At 44.1% G+C, this 24097-nt stretch carries 18 protein-coding genes and 1 pseudogene; 15 read left to right on the top strand and 4 right to left on the bottom strand.

The genetic code is table 11. The annotated features are described in order from the left end of the window. Nucleotides 1-19: 19 nt before the first annotated feature. Complete coding sequence (locus F9K33_12935) at nt 20-448, bottom strand: hypothetical protein (GenBank protein KAB2878512.1); 429 nt, start codon at nt 446-448, stop codon at nt 20-22. A 503-nt stretch (nt 449-951) separates the two neighbouring features. Here F9K33_12935 and F9K33_12930 point away from each other — a divergent pair. Next, nucleotides 952-3000 carry a hypothetical protein gene (locus F9K33_12930; protein ID KAB2878511.1) on the top strand — a complete coding sequence of 683 codons (2049 nt, stop codon included), beginning with the start codon at nt 952-954 and terminating at the stop codon, nt 2998-3000. Nucleotides 3001-3154: 154 nt separating this feature from the next. On the opposite strand, the gene F9K33_12925 is transcribed toward F9K33_12930, so the two are convergent. Beyond that, nucleotides 3155-4360 carry an aminotransferase class I/II-fold pyridoxal phosphate-dependent enzyme gene (locus F9K33_12925; protein ID KAB2878510.1) on the bottom strand — a complete coding sequence of 402 codons (1206 nt, stop codon included), beginning with the start codon at nt 4358-4360 and terminating at the stop codon, nt 3155-3157. A gap of 291 nt (nt 4361-4651) precedes the next feature. On the opposite strand from F9K33_12925, the gene F9K33_12920 reads away from it, so the two are divergent. From F9K33_12920 to F9K33_12890, 7 genes are all read left to right on the top strand, one after another. Then, on the top strand, nt 4652-5140 hold the full coding sequence (locus tag F9K33_12920) for a DinB family protein (GenBank protein KAB2878509.1): 489 nt from the start codon (nt 4652-4654) through the stop codon (nt 5138-5140). A 55-nt stretch (nt 5141-5195) separates the two neighbouring features. After that, nucleotides 5196-7157, top strand: coding sequence for a hypothetical protein (locus F9K33_12915; protein ID KAB2878508.1), 1962 nt, complete (start codon nt 5196-5198; stop codon nt 7155-7157). Nucleotides 7158-7225: 68 nt separating this feature from the next. Next, nucleotides 7226-7669, top strand: a complete 444-nt coding sequence (locus tag F9K33_12910) for a DUF1569 domain-containing protein (GenBank protein ID KAB2878507.1) — start codon at nt 7226-7228, stop codon at nt 7667-7669. Between the two features lie 55 nt (nt 7670-7724). Further along, nucleotides 7725-10832: a glycoside hydrolase gene (locus tag F9K33_12905; GenBank protein KAB2878506.1), complete on the top strand. Its 3108-nt coding sequence runs from the start codon at nt 7725-7727 to the stop codon at nt 10830-10832. Nucleotides 10833-11216: 384 nt separating this feature from the next. After that, on the top strand, nt 11217-11870 hold the full coding sequence (locus F9K33_12900) for a hypothetical protein (GenBank protein KAB2878505.1): 654 nt from the start codon (nt 11217-11219) through the stop codon (nt 11868-11870). 77 nt (nt 11871-11947) lie between these two features. Then, nucleotides 11948-12526, top strand: coding sequence for a VOC family protein (locus F9K33_12895; protein ID KAB2878504.1), 579 nt, complete (start codon nt 11948-11950; stop codon nt 12524-12526). Nucleotides 12527-12565: 39 nt separating this feature from the next. Then, the gene (locus F9K33_12890; protein ID KAB2878503.1) at nt 12566-13606 is read left to right on the top strand and encodes an alpha/beta fold hydrolase; all 1041 of its coding nucleotides are present in this window, start codon (nt 12566-12568) and stop codon (nt 13604-13606) included. Nucleotides 13607-13758: 152 nt separating this feature from the next. On the opposite strand, the gene F9K33_12885 is transcribed toward F9K33_12890, so the two are convergent. Continuing rightward, entirely contained in the window at nt 13759-13947 is a 189-nt protein-coding gene (locus tag F9K33_12885) for a hypothetical protein (protein ID KAB2878502.1), read from the bottom strand. Between the two features lie 85 nt (nt 13948-14032). Here F9K33_12885 and F9K33_12880 point away from each other — a divergent pair, with 85 nt between their 5' ends. The 3 genes from F9K33_12880 (at nt 14033) to F9K33_12870 (ending at nt 16164) form a co-directional block, all read left to right on the top strand. Continuing rightward, on the top strand, nt 14033-14707 hold the full coding sequence (locus tag F9K33_12880; protein ID KAB2878501.1) for a M48 family metallopeptidase: 675 nt from the start codon (nt 14033-14035) through the stop codon (nt 14705-14707). 95 nt (nt 14708-14802) lie between these two features. Then, entirely contained in the window at nt 14803-15219 is a 417-nt protein-coding gene (locus F9K33_12875) for a hypothetical protein (protein ID KAB2878500.1), read from the top strand. A 180-nt stretch (nt 15220-15399) separates the two neighbouring features. Next, nucleotides 15400-16164, top strand: a complete 765-nt coding sequence (locus tag F9K33_12870) for a dimethylargininase (protein ID KAB2878499.1) — start codon at nt 15400-15402, stop codon at nt 16162-16164. Between the two features lie 9 nt (nt 16165-16173). Here the strand turns inward: F9K33_12870 and F9K33_12865 are convergent, their stop codons facing one another. Further along, nucleotides 16174-19761, bottom strand: a complete 3588-nt coding sequence (locus F9K33_12865; GenBank protein ID KAB2878498.1) for a hypothetical protein — start codon at nt 19759-19761, stop codon at nt 16174-16176. Between the two features lie 274 nt (nt 19762-20035). Between F9K33_12865 and F9K33_12860 the strand changes: the two are divergent. The 4 genes and pseudogenes from F9K33_12860 to F9K33_12845 form a co-directional block, all read left to right on the top strand. Beyond that, nucleotides 20036-21297 (top strand): annotated as a pseudogene (locus F9K33_12860) (MFS transporter). After that, complete coding sequence (locus tag F9K33_12855; GenBank protein KAB2878497.1) at nt 21249-21686, top strand: anti-sigma factor antagonist; 438 nt, start codon at nt 21249-21251, stop codon at nt 21684-21686. Before F9K33_12860 ends, F9K33_12855 begins: the two are co-directional and overlap by 49 nt. Nucleotides 21687-22040: 354 nt before the next feature. After that, nucleotides 22041-23309 (top strand): DEAD/DEAH box helicase, encoded by a 1269-nt coding sequence (locus F9K33_12850; protein KAB2878496.1) that lies wholly within the window; start codon nt 22041-22043, stop codon nt 23307-23309. Nucleotides 23310-23687: 378 nt separating this feature from the next. Next, nucleotides 23688-24097: dihydrodipicolinate synthase family protein (locus tag F9K33_12845; protein ID KAB2878495.1), on the top strand; the 410-nt coding region annotated here is incomplete at its 3' end.

Here is a 24097-nt window from a genome sequence, read left to right as displayed (position 1 = left end):
TTGGGCAGAAAGGCTTGGATTAATCGTGCTTAACATGCGACAATCGCAGTAACCAATTCAGAGGTTCATCTGATTGATTAAAATATCCTATCTCAAGTGCATGATAATCCTCATAGCGAAGTCCTTTGAGCAATGAGTTTTTTGCCAGCGGCGTGGACGGCATGGTAACCGCTATGTGCTTAATACCAGCCTGAACGGTGCGTGGAAGCCAGGTTTCTTTAATCCATATTTGATCATCTTTATCGACAACCGATAGATCCTCAAGATCGAGCCAACAAACCCTTGCCTGTTTTTCAGAAGCCAAATCAATTAATTTATCCATTGCTTTACGGTAAGCGCCTGTAGCGGAAAATCTTTTCCAGCAAAGCCGAGGAATTCTCACATCATCGTGCCAATGCACATCCATAAACGGGTCTTCATGATAGACTACATGGTTTTGTGAAAGCATGGATTGCTAGGTAATTATGACACGTATGTTTTTTGGAAAAATTGTTACGGGTCATAATACGCTAAGTTGAGGTGCTAAGTCAAGCAAAATTTTGCTCCGTGTTCGACCTGCAGTTTGTCGAAAACGCACGAGAGTACGTCAATAATGAATGTTAGATAAAACTTTCTATCAACGGAAATTATCATCTTACACTTCCATGATCTAACAGCGGAAAAAACATTCCAGCATAACCCTTTTAGGTCATGCTCGATCTATCGTGAGCCTTATCAAACGCGACGTAATAATATCTCAACTAATTTTATTTTGTTAATATCCGATTGTATTGAAACTTTTTAGCCGATCTCGCGTTTGAAATGTTAATTCGGCATATAACATCGTATGATCTTTTCGTTGAATAGAGTGTCGACCTTTTTCTTGTAACTTTGTTTCCCGAGGAGTTGTGAGAGGTCTGTAAGATTGTTTAACAGAAGCAACACTATTTTTAACCATCCGCAGGAGATCGCATGATGCGCGTGCTACAACTTCTACTCGCACTTTCAATGTATCCTCTATCCGATGCGCTTTCCCAATCACAGATTTTGCCGAAGATCGACGGTAAGATTCATGATGATGAATGGTCGGACGCGAAAGTATTTGAAGATTTTACTATGATCGTTCCGCAGACCTCTGAAAAATATTATGATAAAACGATTGTTTACATTAAGCAATCAAACGACGCTGTTTATGTCGCGATGAAATTCTGGCCGCGTGGGCGTGTGATTAGACAGTCTTTGATTCGAGACCGCAGTACAGATGAGGAAAACGAATTTTTTATTCTTCTCGACGTTGAAAATAAACGCAAAAACGGCTATTTCTTTGCTTTCAGTTTTTTGGACAACCAGCGCGATATGCTCATCTACAACCAGCGTCAGATGTCTCAGGAATGGGACTGGGTCTGGCAAAATAAATCGGTGATCTATCGTGAAGCGAGGGACGGAGAGGCAGGGTATATTGAATCTGAAGTACGTATTCCCGTTGATAAAATTCAGAACAAGAATACTTCGCAGATTGGCATTGATGTTCAGCTTTTTGCATATAAGCCGGACGGCACAGGCTTTTTTTATTCGATCAGCCCGACGAGTGAATTATTGAACCTCAAGGGCACCTATATCTGGGACATAAAACCATTCGAGGAGCGCGCTAACGTAAGTATTAATGCGACGCCTTACATCGTGGCAAGCAAGCTCGATTCTACTTTCAAAAGCTCGTTCGGCGGTGAGGTGAGCCTTAGCCTGGATAAACACAAATTGAAGGGCACATATAATACCGATGAATCAACTCTGGAGGCCGACCCGTTTGATTTTTCATTGTATAAACGGCCGATTTTTTTAGTCGAGAAACGTACATTCTTCAGTAAGGATCTTGACATCTACCGGACACCGATCAATATCTTTTATACACGCGCGATCCAAGATATTAATTATGGAGTTAATTATACGTATCGAAGCAATAACCTGAAGACCGGTGTTGTGTACGTTGAAGAAGAAGCGGCTCCCGGTTTACCGAATAGCGACAGGCGAAAATTCTTTGCCGCGAGGCCGAATCTCATTTTTCAGAAATTTACCATTGGGTCAACCATTATAGTGGACGACAATCCAATGGATAGCGTGGTTCATAAAACATATAGCGTTGACAGTAAGATCGATTTGTTTTCCAGATGGATTTTCCAGCCTCAATTTGTAGCGAATACCGGTGGAAATGCTTATCGCGGACACTTGTACTATCAATTCAATGGCGGGGGCGGGCCCTACGCGGATATAATCTATAACCGATTTGAAAAAGGAATCAGTGTTCAGACCTTGTTCAATAATTACGGGAACAATTATGATGAAGTGATAGTTGGAGGCGGTTATAATTTTGTGCGAAATGTAAAGTATTTTTCGTCCATCAATGCGGGTGCCCAGTATTATCGTGCGCAGCGATTATCTGATAATTTCAAACATCAAGAGAATGTAAATACGTATGTGAATTACAAGGTCAACGATTGGTTGAGCGTAAATCATTACTTCGAGTATAATCGCCCCGATGACGAAACGAGTGACACAACGATTGTGACACGGACCAATTTTTTACAAGATCACAATGCAAAATTCATATACGGTAATCATACCCTCTCTGTCGGATACAATTTCGGCCCGTATTATGGGGCTTTCTTACAAAATCCCTATGGAGAATTGTCGCTATCTCTTTTTAGTCGTATGGGATTGCTTCTGTCGTACGTGGGGCAACATACTGAGGATTTTGATCAGAAAATATATCGTATCAAACTCAATTATCGCGTCATGGATAAACTTTACTTACGATCATTTTTTCAGAAACGGATTGTAGATGACAATAGCCCAAGCGGTGTATCCAGAGTAACCTCGTGGAATTCACTTTTGCAGTATGAATTTTTTGCAGGGAGTAATGTGTATGTCGTGCTGAATTTACAAAAAGATCCTGGTCTAAATGACAACCGACTATTTGAAAATTCGGGTCAATATTTCAAATTTGCATACGAAATGAATTTTTGAGATAACCAGGAGATTCTGAAAAATAATTAAAGGACTGATGAATGAAATATTTTGTAGTTATGTCGTTCACCGTTCTGACGTTGATCAGTAATCTACCGGCACAGGAGAAGAAGCTTGGAATCCGGGGAGATTCAGCGGCCAGATTATTTTGCGTCTAACTTTTATTGAATTTGTGAACAAAATCCAGAATTTTTTCATACGCTTTTTTTAATTTGATTTCATCGGGCAGGAACACGACCCGAAAATGCTTTGTTCCGGGAGACTGTCCGAAGCCGCTGCCTGGAACCACCACTACGCCGGTTTCTTCTATCAAAGCGCGAACAAATTCATCGTCTGTTTTCTTAATATGCAGGGAAGGGAATGCGTAAAAAGCGCCATTAGGTTTGGCCAAAGAAATTTCTGGCGTTGAATTCAGCATTTCAAAAGTGATATTCCGGCGTTTGGTTAAACGCGCCTTAACGTCGAGCAGATGGTTTTGATCTCCTTCTAAAGCAGGCTTAATAGCATATTGCATAGGATGATTGGCGCAAAGGCGCGCGCGCAATAACTTATTGATTGCTTCCACGTAGGTTCGAATGCGCGCTTCCTCCCCGGATATGATTCCCCAGCCGATACGAAAACCAGGTACGAGAAATGACTTTGATAAACCGTTTAACGTAATAATTGGAACCTCGGAATTCAATGAAGCCAGCGCAACGTGATGACCGCCGTCCAAAATCAGCTTGTCATATATCTCATCCGCAAAAATCACGAGATTATGCTTTGCTGCGAGTTCAATAACCCGGAGTAACACTTCGTTGGAATACACCGATCCTGTAGGGTTATTTGGGTTAATTAATATGATTGCGCGGGTTTTGGAATTGATCTTGGAAGCCATCTCATCTACATCAGGCTGCCAATCATTGGCTTCATCAAGATAATAGGAATTTTCAATCACATTCAATTTCTTAAGAATCGCCTGGTATAATGGATAACCGGGGCTGGGCGTCAGCACATTATCACCTTCATTTGCCAGAGCTGTCAAACAAAGATCGATCGCCTCGCTGACGCCGGTAGTAATAAAAATATCACGAATATTTCGAATGCCTTTTCGTTCCGCTTCTTTTTCAACCGCTGCAAGCCCATCTTTTATACCGGAAGAAGCAGAATATCCGTTTTTATTGGCCAGCATAGCTTTGTGGACGGCCTCAATGATATGCGGGGGGGTGCAAAAATCGAAAACATTCGGGTCGCCGATATTCAAATATAACATTTCCAGGCCGCGTTTCGCGGCTTTCTCGGCCAGAATTACAACATCGCGTACGGCATAGGTGATTTCATTTGTTCGGATCGCAGGCGTAATCGTATGAAGAGATGACATGTTGGGCTCCATAAAAAATATGTGGTCTTTAACGAGAGAACTTACAATAATTTCTTTTGATATTAAAGGACAAAGTTAGACGCACGGTGAAAGAGGGACACAGTATTTGTTTCACAAAGACTATAGGCAGGCTCTATAAATCTCGTTGACAAGTCTGTGCCATATTCCTACATTTGAACCAACCAATTATCGATTGATGTAAGTGACTGGCCGTGTCTAAGAAAAACACGGTCGTCATGGTTCATGAATAGAGATAGAATCAACACATAGAAACCAAATCGGAGAACTTTTGTGGAACCACTTTCCTATCGAATCGGCGGTCTGGGCGCGATCATGGATGAATATCAAAAAGCGGTGAATGAATATACCGGTGTAATTAGAACTTTGACACGGGCACAATTTACCCAAATCGTTGATCCAAATACTTCCGATGAACATTGTCGTTCCATTCAGACCATCTCAAAACACGTTGTTCGTTCCGGGTATGGTTATGCTAATTACGTTTTGTCGGCGCTTAATAAGACGTCAGCGTTTCCTGATACCGACAAAATTGTCATCGATACGCCAACGCAGGCTGTACGTGAAACCGAATCCATGCTGCAATTCAACACAAGAGAACTATATGATTTGAATAGAGAGCAAATTGAGCTCAACTTATTTTCCATTCGTTTCATGACGCGCTGGGATGAAGAATACGATATTGAGCAGCTGCTTGAACACGCCATAGTTCATGTCTTGCGCCATCGCAGACAAATTGAAAAATTCTTATCGAACAAATAAAACATGCTCTGGATGCCGGATATGATACTTATAAAAAAACGGATGAGTGTGGAATTTGTATCTCAATCGGAGAGACATTATTAATAATCCAAAGCGGTTTGCATATCTTACGAGTTTTCTTCCTAAGGTAATACGGCTGTTGCCGTTGGCCTCCTTATTTCTTCTTTTGACAGCGTTATCCTTTCGGTTGATAGCAGAGAATGACTTAGGGTTTCATCTGCACGGAGGAGAGTGGATACTTGAAAATCGAGTATTCCCGACTTTCGATTCTTATACGTATACGGTTCCCAATCACCTCTACATTGATCTTCATTGGCTTTATCAGATATTTCTCTATGTTGTCTACGTGTGGATTGGATTCGAAGGTATTTCAACCGTATACGTTACATTGATCCTGATCGTTTTTACACTGATGTACTATTGGTTTAAATCGAATCAGATTACCTCTGCTGTCGGCCCATGGCTCATGTTAGGGGTTCTATTAACTATAGAAGTGCGATTTAACTTTCGGCCTGAGGTCATGACATGGGTATTGATGATTCTGATGTTGTACGTCTTGGATCATTACGTACGGGAGCGCCGCCGGGTATTATGGATACTTCCTGTAATCATGGTTTTGTGGACGAACACGCAGGGCCTTTTTGTCATCGGTCTATTGATTATGGGCGCGTACGCAGTATCGGTTCCGTTCCAAGAAAAAAAAATAGATCGATATTTGTGGATGTGGTCTTTTTTTGGAATGGCGTCCATCTTGATCAATCCTTATTTCGTCGACGGTGCGCTCTTTCCAGTGGAATTGGCAACCCGGCTTGATTCCGGAAGTATTTTTAAGAATACTATTTTGGAATTTATTTCCCCATGGTCTTCAGTCGCCCGTTCCCGTCCAGCTCTTTTTCCACCTCAGGTAATTGCACTGTACTACATGTTCACTTTTTTGTCGGGTGTTTTGGTGGTTGTTACCATAAGGAATAGAAAAAGTCACGAGTTGATTATTGCACTGGCTTTGTTTGCAGTCAGTTACAGTCAATACCGTAATATTCCGTTGTTTGTTATTTACACGAGCGGGTTAACCGGGCAAATGCTGACAGAGTTATTAAATAAGGTGTACCGAAAGAAAAGCAAACCCGTATTTGACACTATACGAAGCTATGCCCAGCTCATATTTATTTGTTTAACACTCGCGCTATCTGCAAGAGTTATAACGAATGCCTATTATGTTAGCGATAAACGGCTGGTGAGATTTGGCTGGGGTTTGGATCGCAATTATGTTGCTGATGGCGCTGTTCAATTTATGAAAGAACAAGGCATCAAAGGCCGTGTGTTAAATAATATTGGTATTGGAAGCTGGCTTGGCTGGAGACTGAATATTCCTGTGTTTATCGATGGACGGCTTGAAGTTATGCAGGATTCACTTTACAAAGAATTTCAAATGAGTCTTACACGAGGCGGCTTGAAGACATTAATAAAACAAAATAACCCTGACCTTATCATATTTGACTATGCCGCGACGATGGCATGGCAGAATCAATTGCTAGAAATGCCTGAGTGGCGTATTCTTTATTTTGATGAAAGTACCGTTATTTATGCGCATGACGGAATTGCTGATCACGTGGCCTCCGTGAGGTTTGAAAAAAAATTATTCGAAATGGGTTTTGATACCGTAACTGCGGGTATGGGTTTGCTTGATAAATGGCTCGGTCAGCCAGAATCAGGTATGAAAACTTGGCTAGCCGGTTTTTTCGTGGGTCAGAGGTTTCCTGTTCCGCTTTTACACATGGCTTTGTTTGCCGAATCGTCCGGCGCTTTAAAGGAGGCTGAAATATTATATCTGGAATTTATCAGAGAAAGTCGGGGACGAATTTGGGAAGTCTTTTATAATTTGGGTATGCTATACTACCGGCAGAATTCTTGGGAAAATGCACTTGATTGTTTTGAACGATATCGGTTTTACAAACCAACGGATCGAAAAATCATTCAACTGATTTTTGATTGCCAACAGAAAGTAAGAAGAAATTGAGTTACATTGCCTCTTCAATAAAAATAAACATACTCGTTCTAGCTTAAAACCATATCAGGGGAGTAACCATGAAATCCATATTTGAACCGGATGCGCAAAAAGAAATAATGGAAAGACTAAACAAACTGACACCCCAAACACCGGCGCAATGGGGCAAAATGAATGCGGCGCAAATGTTGGCGCATTGTACATTGACTATGCAGGTTCCCGTCGGTGATTTGGCCGTCAAGCCAACATTTTTTCGTTACATAGGACGCTTTTTCAAAAGTATGGCAACAAACGATAAGCCGTTTTCGAAGAATTCTCCGACGGCAGCTGAGTTTGTCATATCGGACGGACGTGATTTTAATAAAGAGAGATCAAACTTTACCGTGGCATTCAATAAATTAATACCGGGTGAGCACACGATCAAGATATCTAATCATAGTTTTTTTGGACTCATGACTCCATTGGAGTGGGGAAAATTGATGTATAAACATGCCGACCATCATTTTAAACAATTTGGCGTGTGAAACAGGTAAAGAACTAAGAAAATACTGGAGGCATTTTATAAACGGAGTTGGTCATATGAAGATACGGCTATTGTTTTTCATCACATTTTGTTTTGGGCAGACACTGCAATTATTTGCCCAATCGGTTGAGTCGAAATTTTTTGATTGCATGAAGTGGCGCATGATAGGCCCGCATCGGGGAGGTCGCACAGTTGGAGCAGTCGGCGTGCCCCAACAGCCCAACGTATTCTATATCGGAGTGAATAATGGCGGCGTTTGGAAAACGAACGATTATGGCAGAACGTGGTTTCCTATTTTCGACGATCAGCCGACCGGCTCTATCGGCGATATTGTTGTTGCGCCGTCGGATCCGAATGTGATTTACGTTGCGACGGGTGAGGGTTTGCAAAGGCCCGATCTTTCAGTTGGAAATGGCGTTTACAAATCAACCGATGCAGGCAAGACATGGAAACATCTTGGCTTGCGGGATGCGCAGCAAATCGGCGGGTTAACCGTGGATAGTGAAAACCCCGATCGGGTTTTTGCCGCGGTATTAGGGCATCCGTACGGGCCGAATACGGAACGCGGTGTCTACCGAACTACCGACGGTGGAAAGAATTGGGACCGTGTTTTGTACAAAGACGAAAATACCGGCGCGGTTCAGGTCACGATTGATCCAAAAAATCCGGACGTCATTTATGCCGATCTATGGGCTTCACGACTTGGGCCATGGGAAAACGGGTGGTGGCAAGGTCCGGAGAGCGGTTTGTATAAATCAACGGACGGGGGAACTACTTGGAAGAAATTAACAAAGGGCTTGCCCACATATGAACAAGGATTAGGCCGCATCGGGTTTTGTATTGCCACGAGTAACCCGGATCGAATGTATGCAACTGTTGATTCCCGCGATCTCGGGGGTATTTATAGATCGGATGATGCGGGCGCGTCATGGGTACGTATGAGTTCGGATGAACGATTGTGGGGACGCGGCAGTGATTTTGCGGAGATAAAGGCTGATCCAAAAAATGCGGAAGTGGTTTATAGCGCCAATATCGCGACTTGGAAATCAACGGACGGCGGCAAAACGTGGAACGGGTTCCGCGGGGCGCCGGGCGGAGACGATTATCACCGTATATGGATCAATCCGAATGATCCGAATATCTTACTCCTTGCAGCAGATCAGGGTGCGATCATTACAGTCAATGGAGGCGAGACTTTTTCTTCCTGGTATAATCAACCTACGGCGCAATTTTATCATGTTAGTACGGATAACGCTTTTCCATACCATGTGTACGGCGGACAGCAGGAGAGCGGTTCTGTCTGCATTTCCAGCCGTGGTAACGACGGAGCGATCACGTTTCGCGAGTGGCACCCGGTTGGCGCGGAAGAGTGGGGCTATGTTGCAGCCGACCCGCTCGATCCTAATATGGTCTATGGTGGAAAACTTACGAAATATGACAAACGAAGCGGGCAATATCAGAATATAGAACCGGAAGCCATTAAGACCGGCACCTATCGTTTTTTGAGAACGGCGCCGGTTCTTTTTTCACCTGTCGATCCGAAAACCCTATTTTATGCGGGTAATGTTTTATTTAAAACGCGCGACGGCGGGAATTCTTGGCAGGTCATTAGCCCCGATTTGAGCAGAGCATCTTGGGATATTCCGGATAATGTAGGCGTTTATCGAAACGAAGATGTGAAAAAGATGCCGCGCAGAGGTGTCATTTATACGGTTGCGCCATCTTACGTGGATAGTAATACCATTTGGGCAGGAACTGATGACGGGTTCATTCACATCACCAGGGACGGCGGCAAAACTTGGCAGAATGTCACACCGCCGGGCATCAGTTCCTGGAGCAAAATTTCACTCATGGATGCCGGGCATTTTGATGTAAACACTGCGTATGCGGCGGTAAATCGTATTCGACTAGATGATATGCGCCCGCATATTTACAGAACGCACGACGGCGGGAAAAGTTGGAAGGAAATTGCAGCCGGATTACCCGATGAACCAATTAATGTTGTTCGGGAAGACCCGTTTCGCAAAGGGCTTCTCTTTGCAGGATCAGAAAATGCAGTATACGTTTCATTTGACGACGGCGATCATTGGCAGTCTTTACGTTTGAACATGCCGTCAACTTCAATCCGTGACCTGGTAATTAAAGATGATGACCTTGTGGTTGGGACGCACGGGCGTTCCTTTTGGATATTGGATAATATTACGCCGTTGCGTCAAATAGCTGAGTATGCAGCCGGTTCGCTCAATGCCGCGGAAGCGATTTTTTTTAAACCACAGGTCACGTATCGTGTTCGATGGAATATGAATACGGATACACCGCTGCCGCAGGAGGAGCCGGCAGGTCAAAACCCGCCCGACGGTGCCATCATTGATTATTATCTTAAAGAAAAATCACAAGCCGTTGTATCGCTTGAAATTTTGGATAAAAATGGAAAGCTCGTAAGACGCTTTGCCAGCGATGACAAACCGTACATGATTCCCGATGTAAACATTCCGTTGTATTGGGTACGCCCTCAACAGATCCTGTCTGCTGAATCGGGATCGCATCGCTTTATATGGGACCTGCATTATGCGTCTTTGGATCTACAAGCTCATTTCCCGATGAACGCCATTTACGGCAATACTCCTCCTGACGCGACGGCGCCATGGGCGCTTCCCGGAGAGTATACGGTTAAATTGTCTGTTGGCGGCACAGTATACAGCCAACCACTTGTAATTAAGATGGATCCAAGAGTGAACTCCACACAAGAGGAACTGCAACAGCAACACGATCTGTCCTTGCAAGTTTATGAGAGCAGAAAACTAACCAAGATAATTCAGAAAGACCTTGGTAAAGTTCGCGTCCAAATAAAAAACCTTTTGCCCAAAGTTGGCGCTAAATTGACGCAGAGACTGAATGAAATGGACCGGCGTATCGCAATTATGGAAATGGTTTCTGAGGATGGGAATGCGTCGAATCCAAAAAACCTACTGGATATATTATCGAGGCTTTTTACAATTTTGCACGAATCCGATATGCCTCCGACTTCGCAAATCAAAAATGCGGTAAACGAGGCCCAGAAAATGATGAAAAGGTTTTACGCTCAAGTGGAAATAATAAGGAAAGAAATTGATTCAGTGAACACACAGCTTATCGATTCAGGTTTTCCGAAGATACAGATGTAGTTCGCAATATGTAAAATAATATGATCAGCGCTATCCCAACTCTTGCACTTTTTTCCCGAGAGTAAATTGGGTAACAGAACTTACGATTGGTTTGCTTCTATTGTTCGTATTTCTTTTTCTATTATTATCGACTAAGGAAGATTTTCAAAAGCCCCTTTCGCGGAAAACGGCGGGATGCCAAAAAAAAGAGAGCCGGAATAATTCCCATTGACATATCCTGAATAAGTGCATAATTTCACCTTACACTCTTGAAGTTATTCATATCGACTGTTTACGAACGGCATTTAAGTGAAGTTTCGGACAGGCTAATCAGCTCTTTTGAGTATAATCCACCATTGTAATTAATTGTCATCTGTACTGTGCAAAACATGACGGAGGAATATCATGAACGATCAGGAGCTGCTTAAAAAATTAACCGAAAGTTTTCCTGATTTTGTCAGGCAGGATTATCCGTGGCCGGAACCTTTCTGTGAAAAGCCGGATAATGTTCGCGCCATTGTGTTGGGGACGGATCCCAGCTATAAACTCAAACGGGGCATTGAGTTTAACAAACTGCAATACGTTTTTGAATTAGACCGTTATAAGGAAGGCCCGTCCAACCCTTATTTTGACAGCATATTAGAGAATCTCAAGCTGCTGGGACTTGACCTTAGTTCTGTTTTCGTTGAAAATGTTTGCCGCAATTATTTTACAAAGGTGACGTACGAAAACGATATTTGGAAAGAAGCGGCGGAAATATGGATTCCGCGTTTAAAAGATGATCTGGATAAGAGGTTTTCTGATAAGAATATTCCTGTGCTGATGACTACGGAGATTATTTATCACGTATTGTTGAAAGACACGGGACACATACGAACATCCAGAGACCTTTACAAAATAGAGAGCGCGGTTCCTATACCTCCTGAGAAAAATAAACTCGAACGAAATTTAATTCCAGTATACCGTCATTACGAACATAAATTAAAACGCCACACTGAATTCAAAGAGCGCATTAAGAAGCTGCTTCAGGCCGGTATGAAGGACCTGGAGAATAACTAAGCATTAAGTTTATGGTAAGTGATTTCATTTTTTTTTGGCAAGCAAGTATCTCACTTTAAAACAAGGAGAAGAACCCTATGGCAGGAAAAGTAAAAAAAGCAGTTCAAAAGAAACTTGTCAGGAAGAAGAGACGGGTTAAAAACAAACCGACCAAAAAGAAAAAATTACTTCAGAAAAAGAAAGCCGCAAAGCGCGCCTCGATTTTTCGCCCCGGAGGATATCACACGTTGACTCCGTATCTGTCGGTTCATGACGGTAACGCTGCCGTAGATTATTATACCAAAGCCTTTGGAGCAAAGGAAAAAGCCGGACGCATGAGCGGTCCCGACGGAAAGATCATGCATACGGAAATTAAGATAGGAGATTCGTATTTCATGCTGGCTGATGAGTCGTCGGAGATGGGTAATGTCAGTCCGAAAACCCAGGGAAAGACGACAGTGCAATTTTTGATATACGTGAAAAATGCGGACGCGATTATGAAACAAGCGGTTGCTGCAGGCGGAGTCATGATCAAGCCGGTCGAACTGCAATTCTATGGCGACCGATCGGGCCGGCTTGAAGACCCGTTTGGTTACACGTGGTTTATTGCAACGCATGTGGAGGACGTTTCGCCAAAGGAAATGGTCAAGCGCGCGGCAGCCCTCTATGGAGGCTAATTGATAAACGATAACTCCAACCAAAAAAGGGATCAGACAATGAATCCAATTACGTCGGCAGTTATATTTATTTGTTTTCTGTGTTTTTCATGCGGAAGGCCATCAGAACAGCATTCTTTGTCGAATTACTTTAAAAGCTCCGAACCGGGCATTAAAACCGGCGGAATAAATATGATTCAAGTTGAAACGCCTAACGGAAAATTCAATGTGTGGACAAAACGATTCGGTAACAATCCCTCGATGAAAGTGTTGTTGCTTCACGGCGGCCCCGGCGGAACGCATGAATACTTTGAAAATTTTGAAAGTTTCTTGCCTGCAGAAGGGATTGAGTTCATTTATTATGATCAGTTAGGCTCCGCTTACTCTGACCAACCTACCGATACCAGTTTGTGGAATGTGCCCAGATTTGTCGAGGAAGTCGAGCAGGTTCGAATTGCGCTCGGCCTTAATAAAAATAATTTTTATCTTCTCGGCCATTCCTGGGGTGGAATTCTTGCCGTGGAATACGCATTGAAATATCAGGGAAATCTCAAAGCGTTGATCATTTCCAATATGATGTCGAGTTGCCCTGAATATGATAAGTACGCTGAGGACGTTCTGTCAAAACAAATGGAACCTGCAATCCTTGCTGAAATTAAACATCTGGAGGCAAAAAACGATTTTCAGAACCCGAAATACATGGAATTGCTTACGGAACACTTTTATACCAAGCATATATGCAGGATTCCGGCAGCCGATTGGCCTGATCCGGTGAATAGGGCGTTTAAGAATATGAACCAACAGGTTTATGTAATGATGCAGGGACCGAGTGAATTTGGTATTTCCGGAAAACTTGAATTGTGGGACAGAAAAGCTGATTTAGCAAAAATTACGGTACCGACTCTCGTGATCGGCTCGGCATTTGACACGATGGATCCGGAACACATGAAATGGATGTCTACGCAATTCAAAAACGGGAGTTATCTGTTTTGCGCTAACGGAAGCCATATGTCCATGTGGGATGATCAGCAGACCTATATGAAAGGCCTGATTAAATTTATAAAAGATATCAATAACGGAAAGCAAAAGTCGGATTTCTGATCCGTAGAGTTCAGGCAGCTCCGCTACTTAAAGGCTTTATGAAACGTTTTCCGAAATTGCTACGCCTCTAGTAAACCGTATAACCATTGCACCTTGCAACGACGGCTGTTTCTACTAAATACCCTTACAAATACTGTATCAGTTTTAAAATGTTAACCGCGTCTTTCATTCCAGAGCAACGCAGCAAGAACGCCGCAGAAAACAGCGGCCACACCGCTAGCCCACATGGGCGCTTGAATTCCACCAACTATCAGATCGATATTCAGGATAATGCGGAGTAAGTGGCCAACCGCCACCAGGGCAATAAAAAGAGCAGAAATAAGAGATGCCTTTTTTTTCATGGTAGTCTCCTTTTTATTAATTTCGTATATTGAAATGAATTTATCAAGCATTCGACGGATAGAAAATAAAAAGTAATAGCTCGTTATGGATGAAGTCAAAATCGATAAACTGATCCGTTCCAAACGTCGCAGCATTGGCCTTCAGATCGCGCAGGACGCTACGCTGATCGTTCGTGCGCCTCTGTTTGCTGCGATGCGTGACGTACAGCGGGTAGTTGATGACAAGCGTCAATGGATAATTTCAAAACAAGAAATGGTCCGTTCCAGATTGGCAGGCCGCAAGCAAAAGAAGTTTATTCAGGGCGAAGAATTTCTATACTTGGGAAAAACATACAAGCTGGAATTTGTCAGAGGACAACACAAACCGGTTGTTCTTTCACAGACCATTCAGGTATCGGATTCTGACACGGAACAAATTAGTCGGCAAATTTTAGCTTGGTATAAGACTGAGGCGTTTAGAATTATTTTTGAGCGAGTTGAACTTTATGCGCTATCTTCGGGGGTAAAATATAAATCGGTAAAGATCAGTTGTGCAAAAAGGCGTTGGGGGTCGTGCGGCCCGTCGGGAAGCTTAAATTTCAACTGGCGCCTTATCATGGCGCCAATGTTCGTGCTCGACTATGTGGTTGTACATGAACTGGCTCATCTAAAAATTCGTAATCATTCAAATCATTTCTGGAATAGGGTGGCGGAAATGATGCCGAACTACAAAAATGCAGAACAATGGCTACAGGATAATCATTGGGAACTTGACATGTGAAATTTAGCCGCTTTCACTATTACTTGTAATGTTCGCCCTGTTACCCTAAATTTGATCGACAGGTTAATTGGGATCTGCTCATCAAAAAAAAAACCATGATAATTTCTCTTATTGATCGAAGCAATTATTTGAGAGGGTTACTTATTCTGATCCGCAAGGATCGAAAAATCTCCGATCCGGAAAAAGATATGATGATGCGTATTGGCAAGGCTCTTGATTTTAATGAAGAGTTTTGTGAAAAAGCTATCCATGAAATTCTTGACAACGAATACATTGCAGATGAACCTCCCGTATTTGAATCGCATAGCCTGTCCATGATGTTTATCCGTGACGGTTTGAGGCTGGGGCTTTGCGATCACGACGCTCTGCATTCCAATGAAGAAGAGTGGTTAAGACGCATAGCTAAAATGAATGGCCTTGATTCAGTATGGTTTGAGGAACAAGTGCGCAACGCCGATCACTATCAGAATTCCGAGGTCGATTTGGAAGCTTACCACTTAGCTGTGGAATGAAACGCAAATGTGCTTATCGGGTTGGCTCACAGATGGGAAAGAACCCTTCAGTCTGAGCGCAGTCGAAGACTGATTTTACTAAACTTGGTCATGGTTCGACTCCGCTCACCATGACGTATGTGAGTAAACCCGATAAGCACAAACGCAAATGCTCAACCTTTATAGCTACTGCAAACAAACATGTTGATAGCCATTACACGAAACGTAAGTGACCGAATCGCGTACTGTGAGTTGACGCACCTGAAACGCCGGCCGATCGATGTATCGCTGGCCAGAACCCAGCACCGTTCTTATGAGCAGTGTCTTACTGAATTAGGCTGTGAAGTGCAGACACTTCCTCCCGAACCCGATCTGCCGGATTCGGTATTCGTAGAAGATACGGCGGTTGTATTGGATGAGCTTGCGATCATTCTGCGGTCAGGCGTGGAATCGCGTAGGGCAGAAACCGATTCAATCGCACGTGCGCTGAGTTCGTACCGTCAATTGTTTCATATCACAGATCCGGGAACGGTTGACGGCGGGGATGTGCTACGGGTGGATAAAACTGTATATGTCGGCATGTCGGGACGAAGTAATAAAGCAGGGGCAGAACAGATGCGGCAATTTCTTAAACCATACGGGTACGATGTTAGAAACGCACCGGTGAAAGGCTGTCTTCATTTAAAGTCTGCAGTAACGCAGATTGCTGAGCAGACATTATTGATCAACCGGAATTGGGTTGATTCGGAAAATTTCTCTGCAAATAAATTCATCGATATTGATCCGTCAGAACCGTATGCTGCGAATGCCCTATGGGTAAATGGAACGGTAATTTATCCGTCTTTATTTCCGCGAACTCAGAGGAAATTGGAAGAAGCGGGGATCAAACAACGGATCGTTGATGTATCGGAACTAGCTAAAGCGGAAGGCGCTCTAACGTGCTGCAGTTTGATATTTGAACGGTAAAATTTTTATTTACGAGGACGACTCCACAGGCAATGAAAAACTAAAAGTGGAGCCTTTTCCAACATCACTCTTGACCCAGACACGTCCCTGATGAAGTTCAACAATTTTTTTCACAATGGCTAAGCCGAGGCCCGTGCTGGGTTCGCCGCCCGTCGGCTTCGAACTCAAACGCTTAAATGAAGTAAATACCTTCTTCAGATCTTCTTCGCTCAACCCCTGTCCCGAATCTTGGACGTGCGTTATCACTTCACTCGAACGATTCTCGAAATACACCCTGACCTTTCCGCCCGGATAAGAGTATTTAATCGCATTGGAAAGCAGGTTATCAATGACCGACGATATTTTTGACGTGTCCACATTGACGGGAGGTAATGAGGAATCATAATCCACAGTCAATTCTATATTCTTATTCTGCGACGCGCGGCGATGTAAATAGGCGCAATCTTCAACAATTATTTTCAAGTCACTTTGGCGGAGATCCATACGCACCTTGCCGGATTCAATGGATGAAATATCCAGAAGTTCAGTTATAAAACGGTTCATGTGCCGGCTCACACCGGCGATTTTTGACAGATCATCTACCGCATCGGTGGTGTTGATTTTACCTTTACGAAAGTCTTCGATAAGCAAATCGGCATATCCTAGAATAGTTGAGAGTGGGTTTCTCAGGTCATGGGCTACAATGCCGAGATATTCGTTTTTCTTTTCATTCATCATCCTGAGTTCAGTAAGTAAGCGTGCTTTCGTGAGGGCGATGCGTATATGTTCTTTCAAGCCGGTAAGCAGCAGCAAATTTTGCGCTGTAACGGCAATGACATCATCGAAAAGCAGGAATCCCGCTAATCCCTCATGCCCCATAAGACGAATGACAAACAAACTATCGATCATTCGAAGATTTATGAATTTCTCAGTACCCTGTCGGGCAACAAGTCCTCTAATAAAATACATATCCTCAGCTACCGGTTCACCTTTATCTACATATCTTACTATAGCTTCCTCTTCGGTTAACTCGATGTGTCGAAGTTCCGCTTTGTCAATTCCAAACGCCGCATGAAACTTAAACCGCCCGGTCGTTGCCTCGCGGAGTAGAACTGAGCCGGACTGCATATGTAAGATGGGGTGAACAATTTCAAAAATCGAATTCAAGAGCCTATCGAGATCCAATTCCGAGTTAATGGCTGAGACTATATCAATGGTTTTTTCGAGGCGCTCATGACTGCTTTGCAATTCCGTATTGGCAATTCGGAGCTTTGCAGTTTGCTGTTCTACAACCTCCTGAAGATGTCGCCGGTCGTATTCAACATAAACACTTCTTATTCGAAAAATTAAAAAAATTACGGTGATTCCGAGAAGAATATAAAGCGTATATGCCCACCAGGTACGATATAAGGGCGGTTTAATCACGAATGAAAATATAGTGGGACGTCCTTCATAATGTGCTTCGGTAGATGCTACCTCAAAAGTGTAATTTCCTTCAGGCAGAAACGTGTATGTCTTCTTGAATTCTTCACTCCGTATCCAATTGGAATCGAACCCATTGAGTCGGTAGCGGTATTCACGCGAATTTATGCTGAGATTTCCTGGATCGGCAAATGCGAACCTAAGCTCGTTCATTCCATAATCCAATTTATACGTCAGCATTGAATTCCCTTGTCCGACGAAGAGCAGGGAGTCATTTTTAAGACGCACGGTTAATATGATCGGAGGATAAGACTCTACCGGATCCGTATCAATATTTATGGCAACGGACGAGCTTTTATATTGCAGTAAACCGTCATAACCGCCAAACCATACAAACCGGCCTTCATTCCAGATCATAGATATATCGCCAAATTGTGAAATGCGAGTAAGCGGTGCGTAGCGGGTATAGCCTGTACCCGGCTGGTATTGAATTTTTCCAGCCTGTTCGGTACTCGTTGTCCCGCCGACGCTAATCCAAAAATTTCCTGCTGCATCTTCGCTCATTCGTAATAGGAACTTTCCGTTTTCAGGAAGTAAGTGCGCAATTAGTGTATCGCTTTCAAAAATATCACCGGTTGTGTTAAAACGCATGAGCCCGCGATCTGTGACAAAGAGAATCCCATGCGAGGTCGGGAACACACGATTTCTTCGTGAGCGGATTTGACTATTGGGGTGATAGTGGCGAACGGTTTCTTCCCGACGGATGTGTTGAAACCCATCGAAACCCCCGGCGGTCCAAATACTGCCGTCTTTTTCTTCCGCGATATACCGTGTTTCAGCCTGAATCGCCTGATCAATCCTTTCAAAAATATATCCTGATGGCGTGCTGCGTAAACAGCCCAGCCCGTTGGAAAGTCCGACGTAGACTACCGAGGAATCGTATCTTGAAGGCAAAAGAACAAACGTGTATGCCTCGCTTATCTGCCGCACGCGTTGTCCGGAGATTTCAAATATACCGGAACTCAGAGCGCAAAGTAAATTTCCATTGTGAGATAAAAGGCTCCAACATTGTCCCTGGGGTTCATTGAGTTTTTTAAGCACCCACGGCTTCATAAGATTGTTTTTTTCGAGAAAAAATATGCCGTTGCTTGTTCCGGCATAGAATTTCGAAGCATGTCGGGCAACAGTTAGGACGGCGCCATCAATGCCCATCGATTCATCCCAATATGTAAACGGAGCATAAATGTCGGCACGAAGAATTCCCCGATTCATCGCAAGCCAAATACCTTCCGTTCTATCCGTAAAAACATCATAGACGGTATTATCCGGTAGCCCCGATTCCTTATTGTATATCTGGAGAATACGGCCGTCCTGTCCTGTTCTAACAATGCCATTACGAAGCGTTGCAAACAGATACTCTCCCCATGAAGTCAGAATGCCATTGTATACCTGTTGTTCTTCCAAGTAGTGCCCCGCTTCCCATGGAATTTTTTTGAATTGCTCCTTTTCCCATATCCAAGTTCCGTCTGATCGAGTCTGAATAAGGATAGCATTATCGCCGTGTGGCAATATCGCATAAATACGTGTAGCGGCTAAAGCCTCGCTGCCGGAAACCATGATCAGGCTGTCTCCCCGGATTTCTTTTAATCCGGCTTGTTCGTCCTGAACAATGAGTTGATCGCGAACCCAATAAGAAAAGCGAAAGCGTTGGGTTGGGTGCCACTTAGCAATGAAGTGGTCGTCGTGACTGAAAAGAAATATAGTTTGTTGAGATGTAAAAAATACGCCGCGGGGTGTGACGTGAATTTTCCAGACGTCAGCGAACTCCCTGAGCGACTGTGGAAGGGAATCGGATAACGCAGTCCACCTGAGTTTTCCCGACTCGTCGGCTGAGAGATATCCGAATTCGCCATATGCTCCTGCATACATCTTGTGCGCCCGCCCATGAGATAATGATCTGACAATACCGCCTTTGGGGGTTGGGTACATTTGCCATTCGCTTCCATCATAACGTAGAATACCGCTGGTATTTCCGAAGAACATGACTCCTGATGAGTCTTGTGCTGCAGCCCAATTTTGATTATGTGCGCTATACTGACCGGCGGGAAAATAACGGGCCAATGGCAAGCCGCTTTCCTGTGCTGATAGCGAGTTGGCTAAAAATAGAATTAGGAATGGTATGGTTCGGCTAATCATGATACTTCTTTTATAGTTTCATGGTTCAGCGTAATTCCTGAAGTACACGGGTATGTGCTAATGCTTCAATAAGTATAACGTTTTTGAAGCTGTCTTTCAATAGCAGAAATTTGCGTGCATGAGCAAATCTGGCTGCAGTTTATTTTTGCACCGTTAAGGTCAAGTCATTGACAATTTGTTTCCTATTGGTTAACTTCAGTTACTACCCTTTGTAACTGTCGTCTTGCAATTTGTATCGGTTTGTTCACTCAAAAATTTTGAGAGTGTCTACAGAATGAACCCTTCATTACTCAACGAGTATGAAAAACCTACACGACAGCACTTTGAAATTCTCATGATGAGTTGGGCGGGGTGGGTCTTTGATTTTTACGATCTCATCTTGTTCACATTTCTTCTCATCCCCATCGGACAGGAACTGCAACTATCTAATATCGATCTTTCTTATATTCTGGGCGCATCACTGGCTGCAACGGCTCTCGGCGGCGTAATTTTCGGAATTCTCTCTGACCGTTACGGCAGGAAAAGTGTTTTGCAGTGGACGATCCTCACGTATAGTATCGGTACTTTTCTTTGCGGTATTTCGAACTCGCTTGAAGTTCTGCTGTTTTTCAGAATCATCACAGGACTAGGCGTTGGCGGTGAGTGGGCGACGGGGCAAACCTATGTCGGCGAAACGTTTCCGGCCAAAGTGCGGGGTAGATATGGCGCCTTCATGCAAACCGGCGCGCCCATCGGCATCGTGCTTGCTTCGGTCATCGGCGGATTTGGTGCGCCTGCGATAGGATGGCGCATGTGTTTTTTCATTTCAATATTACCGGCTCTTCTCGTTGTATTTATAAGGAAACGCCTGCCTGAATCCGATATATGGCTTGAACGCAAGAAATTAACAACGGAAGCAATAACCGGTACAAAAAAAAATGCCGGAGAATTATTCTTAAGATTGTTCAGCGCTGAGTATCGAAAAATATTCAGCCGGTGCCTTATCCTTGCCATTTTTGATATGTCGGCGTATTGGTTCACATACTCATGGCTCCCGGGATATCTGCATCAGCAGAGGCAATTCTCAATCGTCAAATCGGCCGGATGGATGCTGATCACGCAAGCCGGAGGATTGACGGGATATCTTACTTTTGGCTTTATTGCAGACAAATGGGGTCGCCGGCCTGCGTATTCGATTTATTCCGTGATCATGGCCCCGCCGGGCTCGTCATGATAACACTTATGTGGGATGTCGTGGCGGCCTATCCGTCCGTCATATTGAGTTTTATGTTTCTCGTCGGATTCGGAACGGGCATGTTCAGCGGATATGGCCCGCTTTTCGCTGAATTATTTCCGACAGAAATCAGAAATACCGCCATGGGCTCTGCGTTCAATCTTGCGCGAGGCGTACAATTTTTCACACCGGTCGTTATTGCCGTGATTGCGGAGCGGTATGGATTAGGTGGAGGTATCTCGTTAGCGGCTTTATTTGCTCTGCTTACGGGCGCATGGATCTGGGTATTTCCGGAAACCAAAGGAAAAAAGATTTTGATTTGAATATTGTGAACACGAACCGAGGTACGACGATGAAAATTTATGAAAGCACTGCAGATAATGCGCTCGTATTAAGACTACAGGGCAAAATGATGGGGGGCCCGGATACTCGGAAGGTTCACGAACGCGTTAAATACTTTTTATCGCAAGGTATGCGTGATGTTGTTGTTGATCTCGATGCGCTTGAATGGCTGAACAGCGCCGGGCTAGGTATTCTGATAGCCAGTTTGATCACCGTAAGAAGGTCGGGCGGCGAACTGGTATTGACAAGCGTCAAAGGCAAAGCAGAAGAAGTCTTTTTCATGACCCATTTGAATGAGGTATTCAGGACGTTTGAATCGGTCGATAGGGCGTGCGAGGCACTGGGGCATCGGATTCAAGGGATGAGTTGAAGCAGTAATGCGATTGTCCGCAATGAGAATTAAAAAGCTTGCTTTTGACACGGCAATAGCCTACTATTCGTCCATATTAATATAAATGAGTTCCTTTTCGCTCCAGTCCCTTCAAACCTACTTTGAAGCCCTGCGTTCTGCAAGGGTACTCGCCAGTTACAGAAATCTTCTCGTTTTGATTCAGAACTTAATCACTGATCGTAAAAGCTTATCGAACCTTCCGATAGACGGCTTTGCTATATCATGTGACCGGGTTTTGCGACATTAAGTGAAGGGATCGTACTTCATCGAACGCTGATCAAACAACCCTAAATAAGTTATAGCCGGCTGTTCATAAAGAAAGAAAATTAAATAATGCCATTCAAAAATTTAAACATCATAGAGCCTATTCTTAGAGCTCTGAAAACCGAGGGGTACACGAAACCTACCCCCATACAGGAACAGGCCATCCCGATCGTTCTAGAAGGAAAAGATCTTCTTGGTTGCGCACAGACCGGAACCGGTAAGACGGCCGCGTTTGCTATTCCAATTCTACAGATTTTGCGGGGCGAGCAGCACCCGGAACTGCATCTTATAAAAGGTCCGCGGGTCATTAAATCACTGATCCTGACTCCGACGCGAGAACTCGCAGTACAGATCGGTGAGAGTTTTGCCGCTTACGGCAAACACACGGGCCTTCGCCATACCGTCGTATTCGGAGGAGTATCGCAGCATGCGCAAACCAATGCGCTGCGCAGCGGCATCGATATCCTGATCGCTACGCCGGGCCGACTGCTTGATCTGATGCATCAAAGGTTCATTCATCTTCAGCATGTAAAGATATTCGTGTTGGACGAAGCCGATCGTATGCTCGACATGGGATTTATCGTTGACGTTAAAAAAATCGTCGCGAAGTTACCCACGCACCGGCAGACACTGTTTTTCTCGGCTACGATGCCGACGGAAATTCAACGGTTGGCCAATACGATTTTGACCCATCCGGAAAAAGTTGCCGTGACGCCTCCTGCAACAACGGTAGAAGCCATTGAGCAGTCCGTTTATTTTGTTGCGAAATCGGACAAACGTTCACTGCTAATTCATTTGCTTAAAGACAAATCCATCGAATCCGCGTTGATCTTTACGCGAACGAAACATCTTGCGGACCGGATCACGCGCGATCTGGTTCAGGCCGGCGTTAACGCCGACGCCATTCATGGCAATAAGTCGCAGAACGCAAGGCAGCGCGCGCTGAATAGTTTTAAATTAAAAAAACTGCGCGTGCTGGTTGCAACCGATATTGCAGCGCGCGGAATTGACGTGGATAATTTATCGCACGTGATCAACTACGAATTGCCCAATATTGCAGAAACCTATGTGCACCGCATCGGGCGAACGGGAAGAGCGGGACTCAGCGGCATAGCGATCTCTTTTTGCGATGCGGAAGAAAAACCGTACCTGCGCGCGATTAATCGGCTTATCTCTAAAACCATTCCTGTTGTGGAAGACCATCCGTTTCCGCTCAGCCATATTGGCCCGGGAAAACATCAGGATGAGGTAGTAAAAGGCGTCACCGGAACGGTTCGCTCTTTTGGTTCGCTTAAAGCGGGCAGACGAAAATGGTCCGGCGCGAGACGCGGCAGGTAAAGTTGGGTGGGGGGGCATCTCAAAAGCGAAAATTTAAGGATGAAAAAGGGAATATTCTATGCGGTAGGCGTCCCGCTATTGATGCTGCTGCAATTTGACATAATGTCTCTAAATATGTTAAAGCATTCATGGCCAAAGTTTTCTTTGCCACTTTCTTTTTTAAAAAGAAAGTGGATCCAAGTTTTCTAACGCAATCTCTTCTCTTTTTTTTGAGATGGCTCTAAATATGGCAAATTGACAACCCGTACGGAATTTCCGTGCGGGTTTTTTTATGTACTAAATTTCTAAAGTCCAATAATCAATTGACATTCTGGAGCGGATTTGGTTAAGTTTTGCTGGAATTGGTTGTAGCTCAAGCGAAAATTCTGGAGAAAATTCATGAATCTAAAAGGAATACTGCCGCCGGTACCGACGCCGTTTATAGACGATCAGATCGCGCCGGAGAAATTGAAGGAGAATATCACGAAATGGAATAAAACCGATTTAGCCGGGTATCTGGTCCTTGGTTCGAACGGCGAAGCGGTTATGCTCAACGAAATTGAAAAAAGAAAGATCATCGAAGCGGCGCGAGAAGTTATACCCAAGGAAAAAATCATGATGGTCGGCGCTGGGAGCGAGTCCACGCAGGAAACCATTCGTTTGGTTCAGGTTGCTTCAGACTGTGGCGCCGATTGCGCCCTCGTCATCACGCCGTCTTTTTTCAAATCGGCGATCACGCAGGATGCCTTGTATTATCATTATGTGCGCGTGGCCGATGCGTCGAAAATCGGTATTCTACTGTATAGCGT

Source organism: bacterium (genome assembly GCA_008933615.1).
In the GTDB taxonomy this organism is placed as follows: domain Bacteria; phylum CLD3; class CLD3; order SB21; family SB21; genus SB21.
The sequence above is the reverse complement of the archived record's forward strand: the minus strand, read 5'-3'. Positions and strand labels throughout refer to the sequence as shown.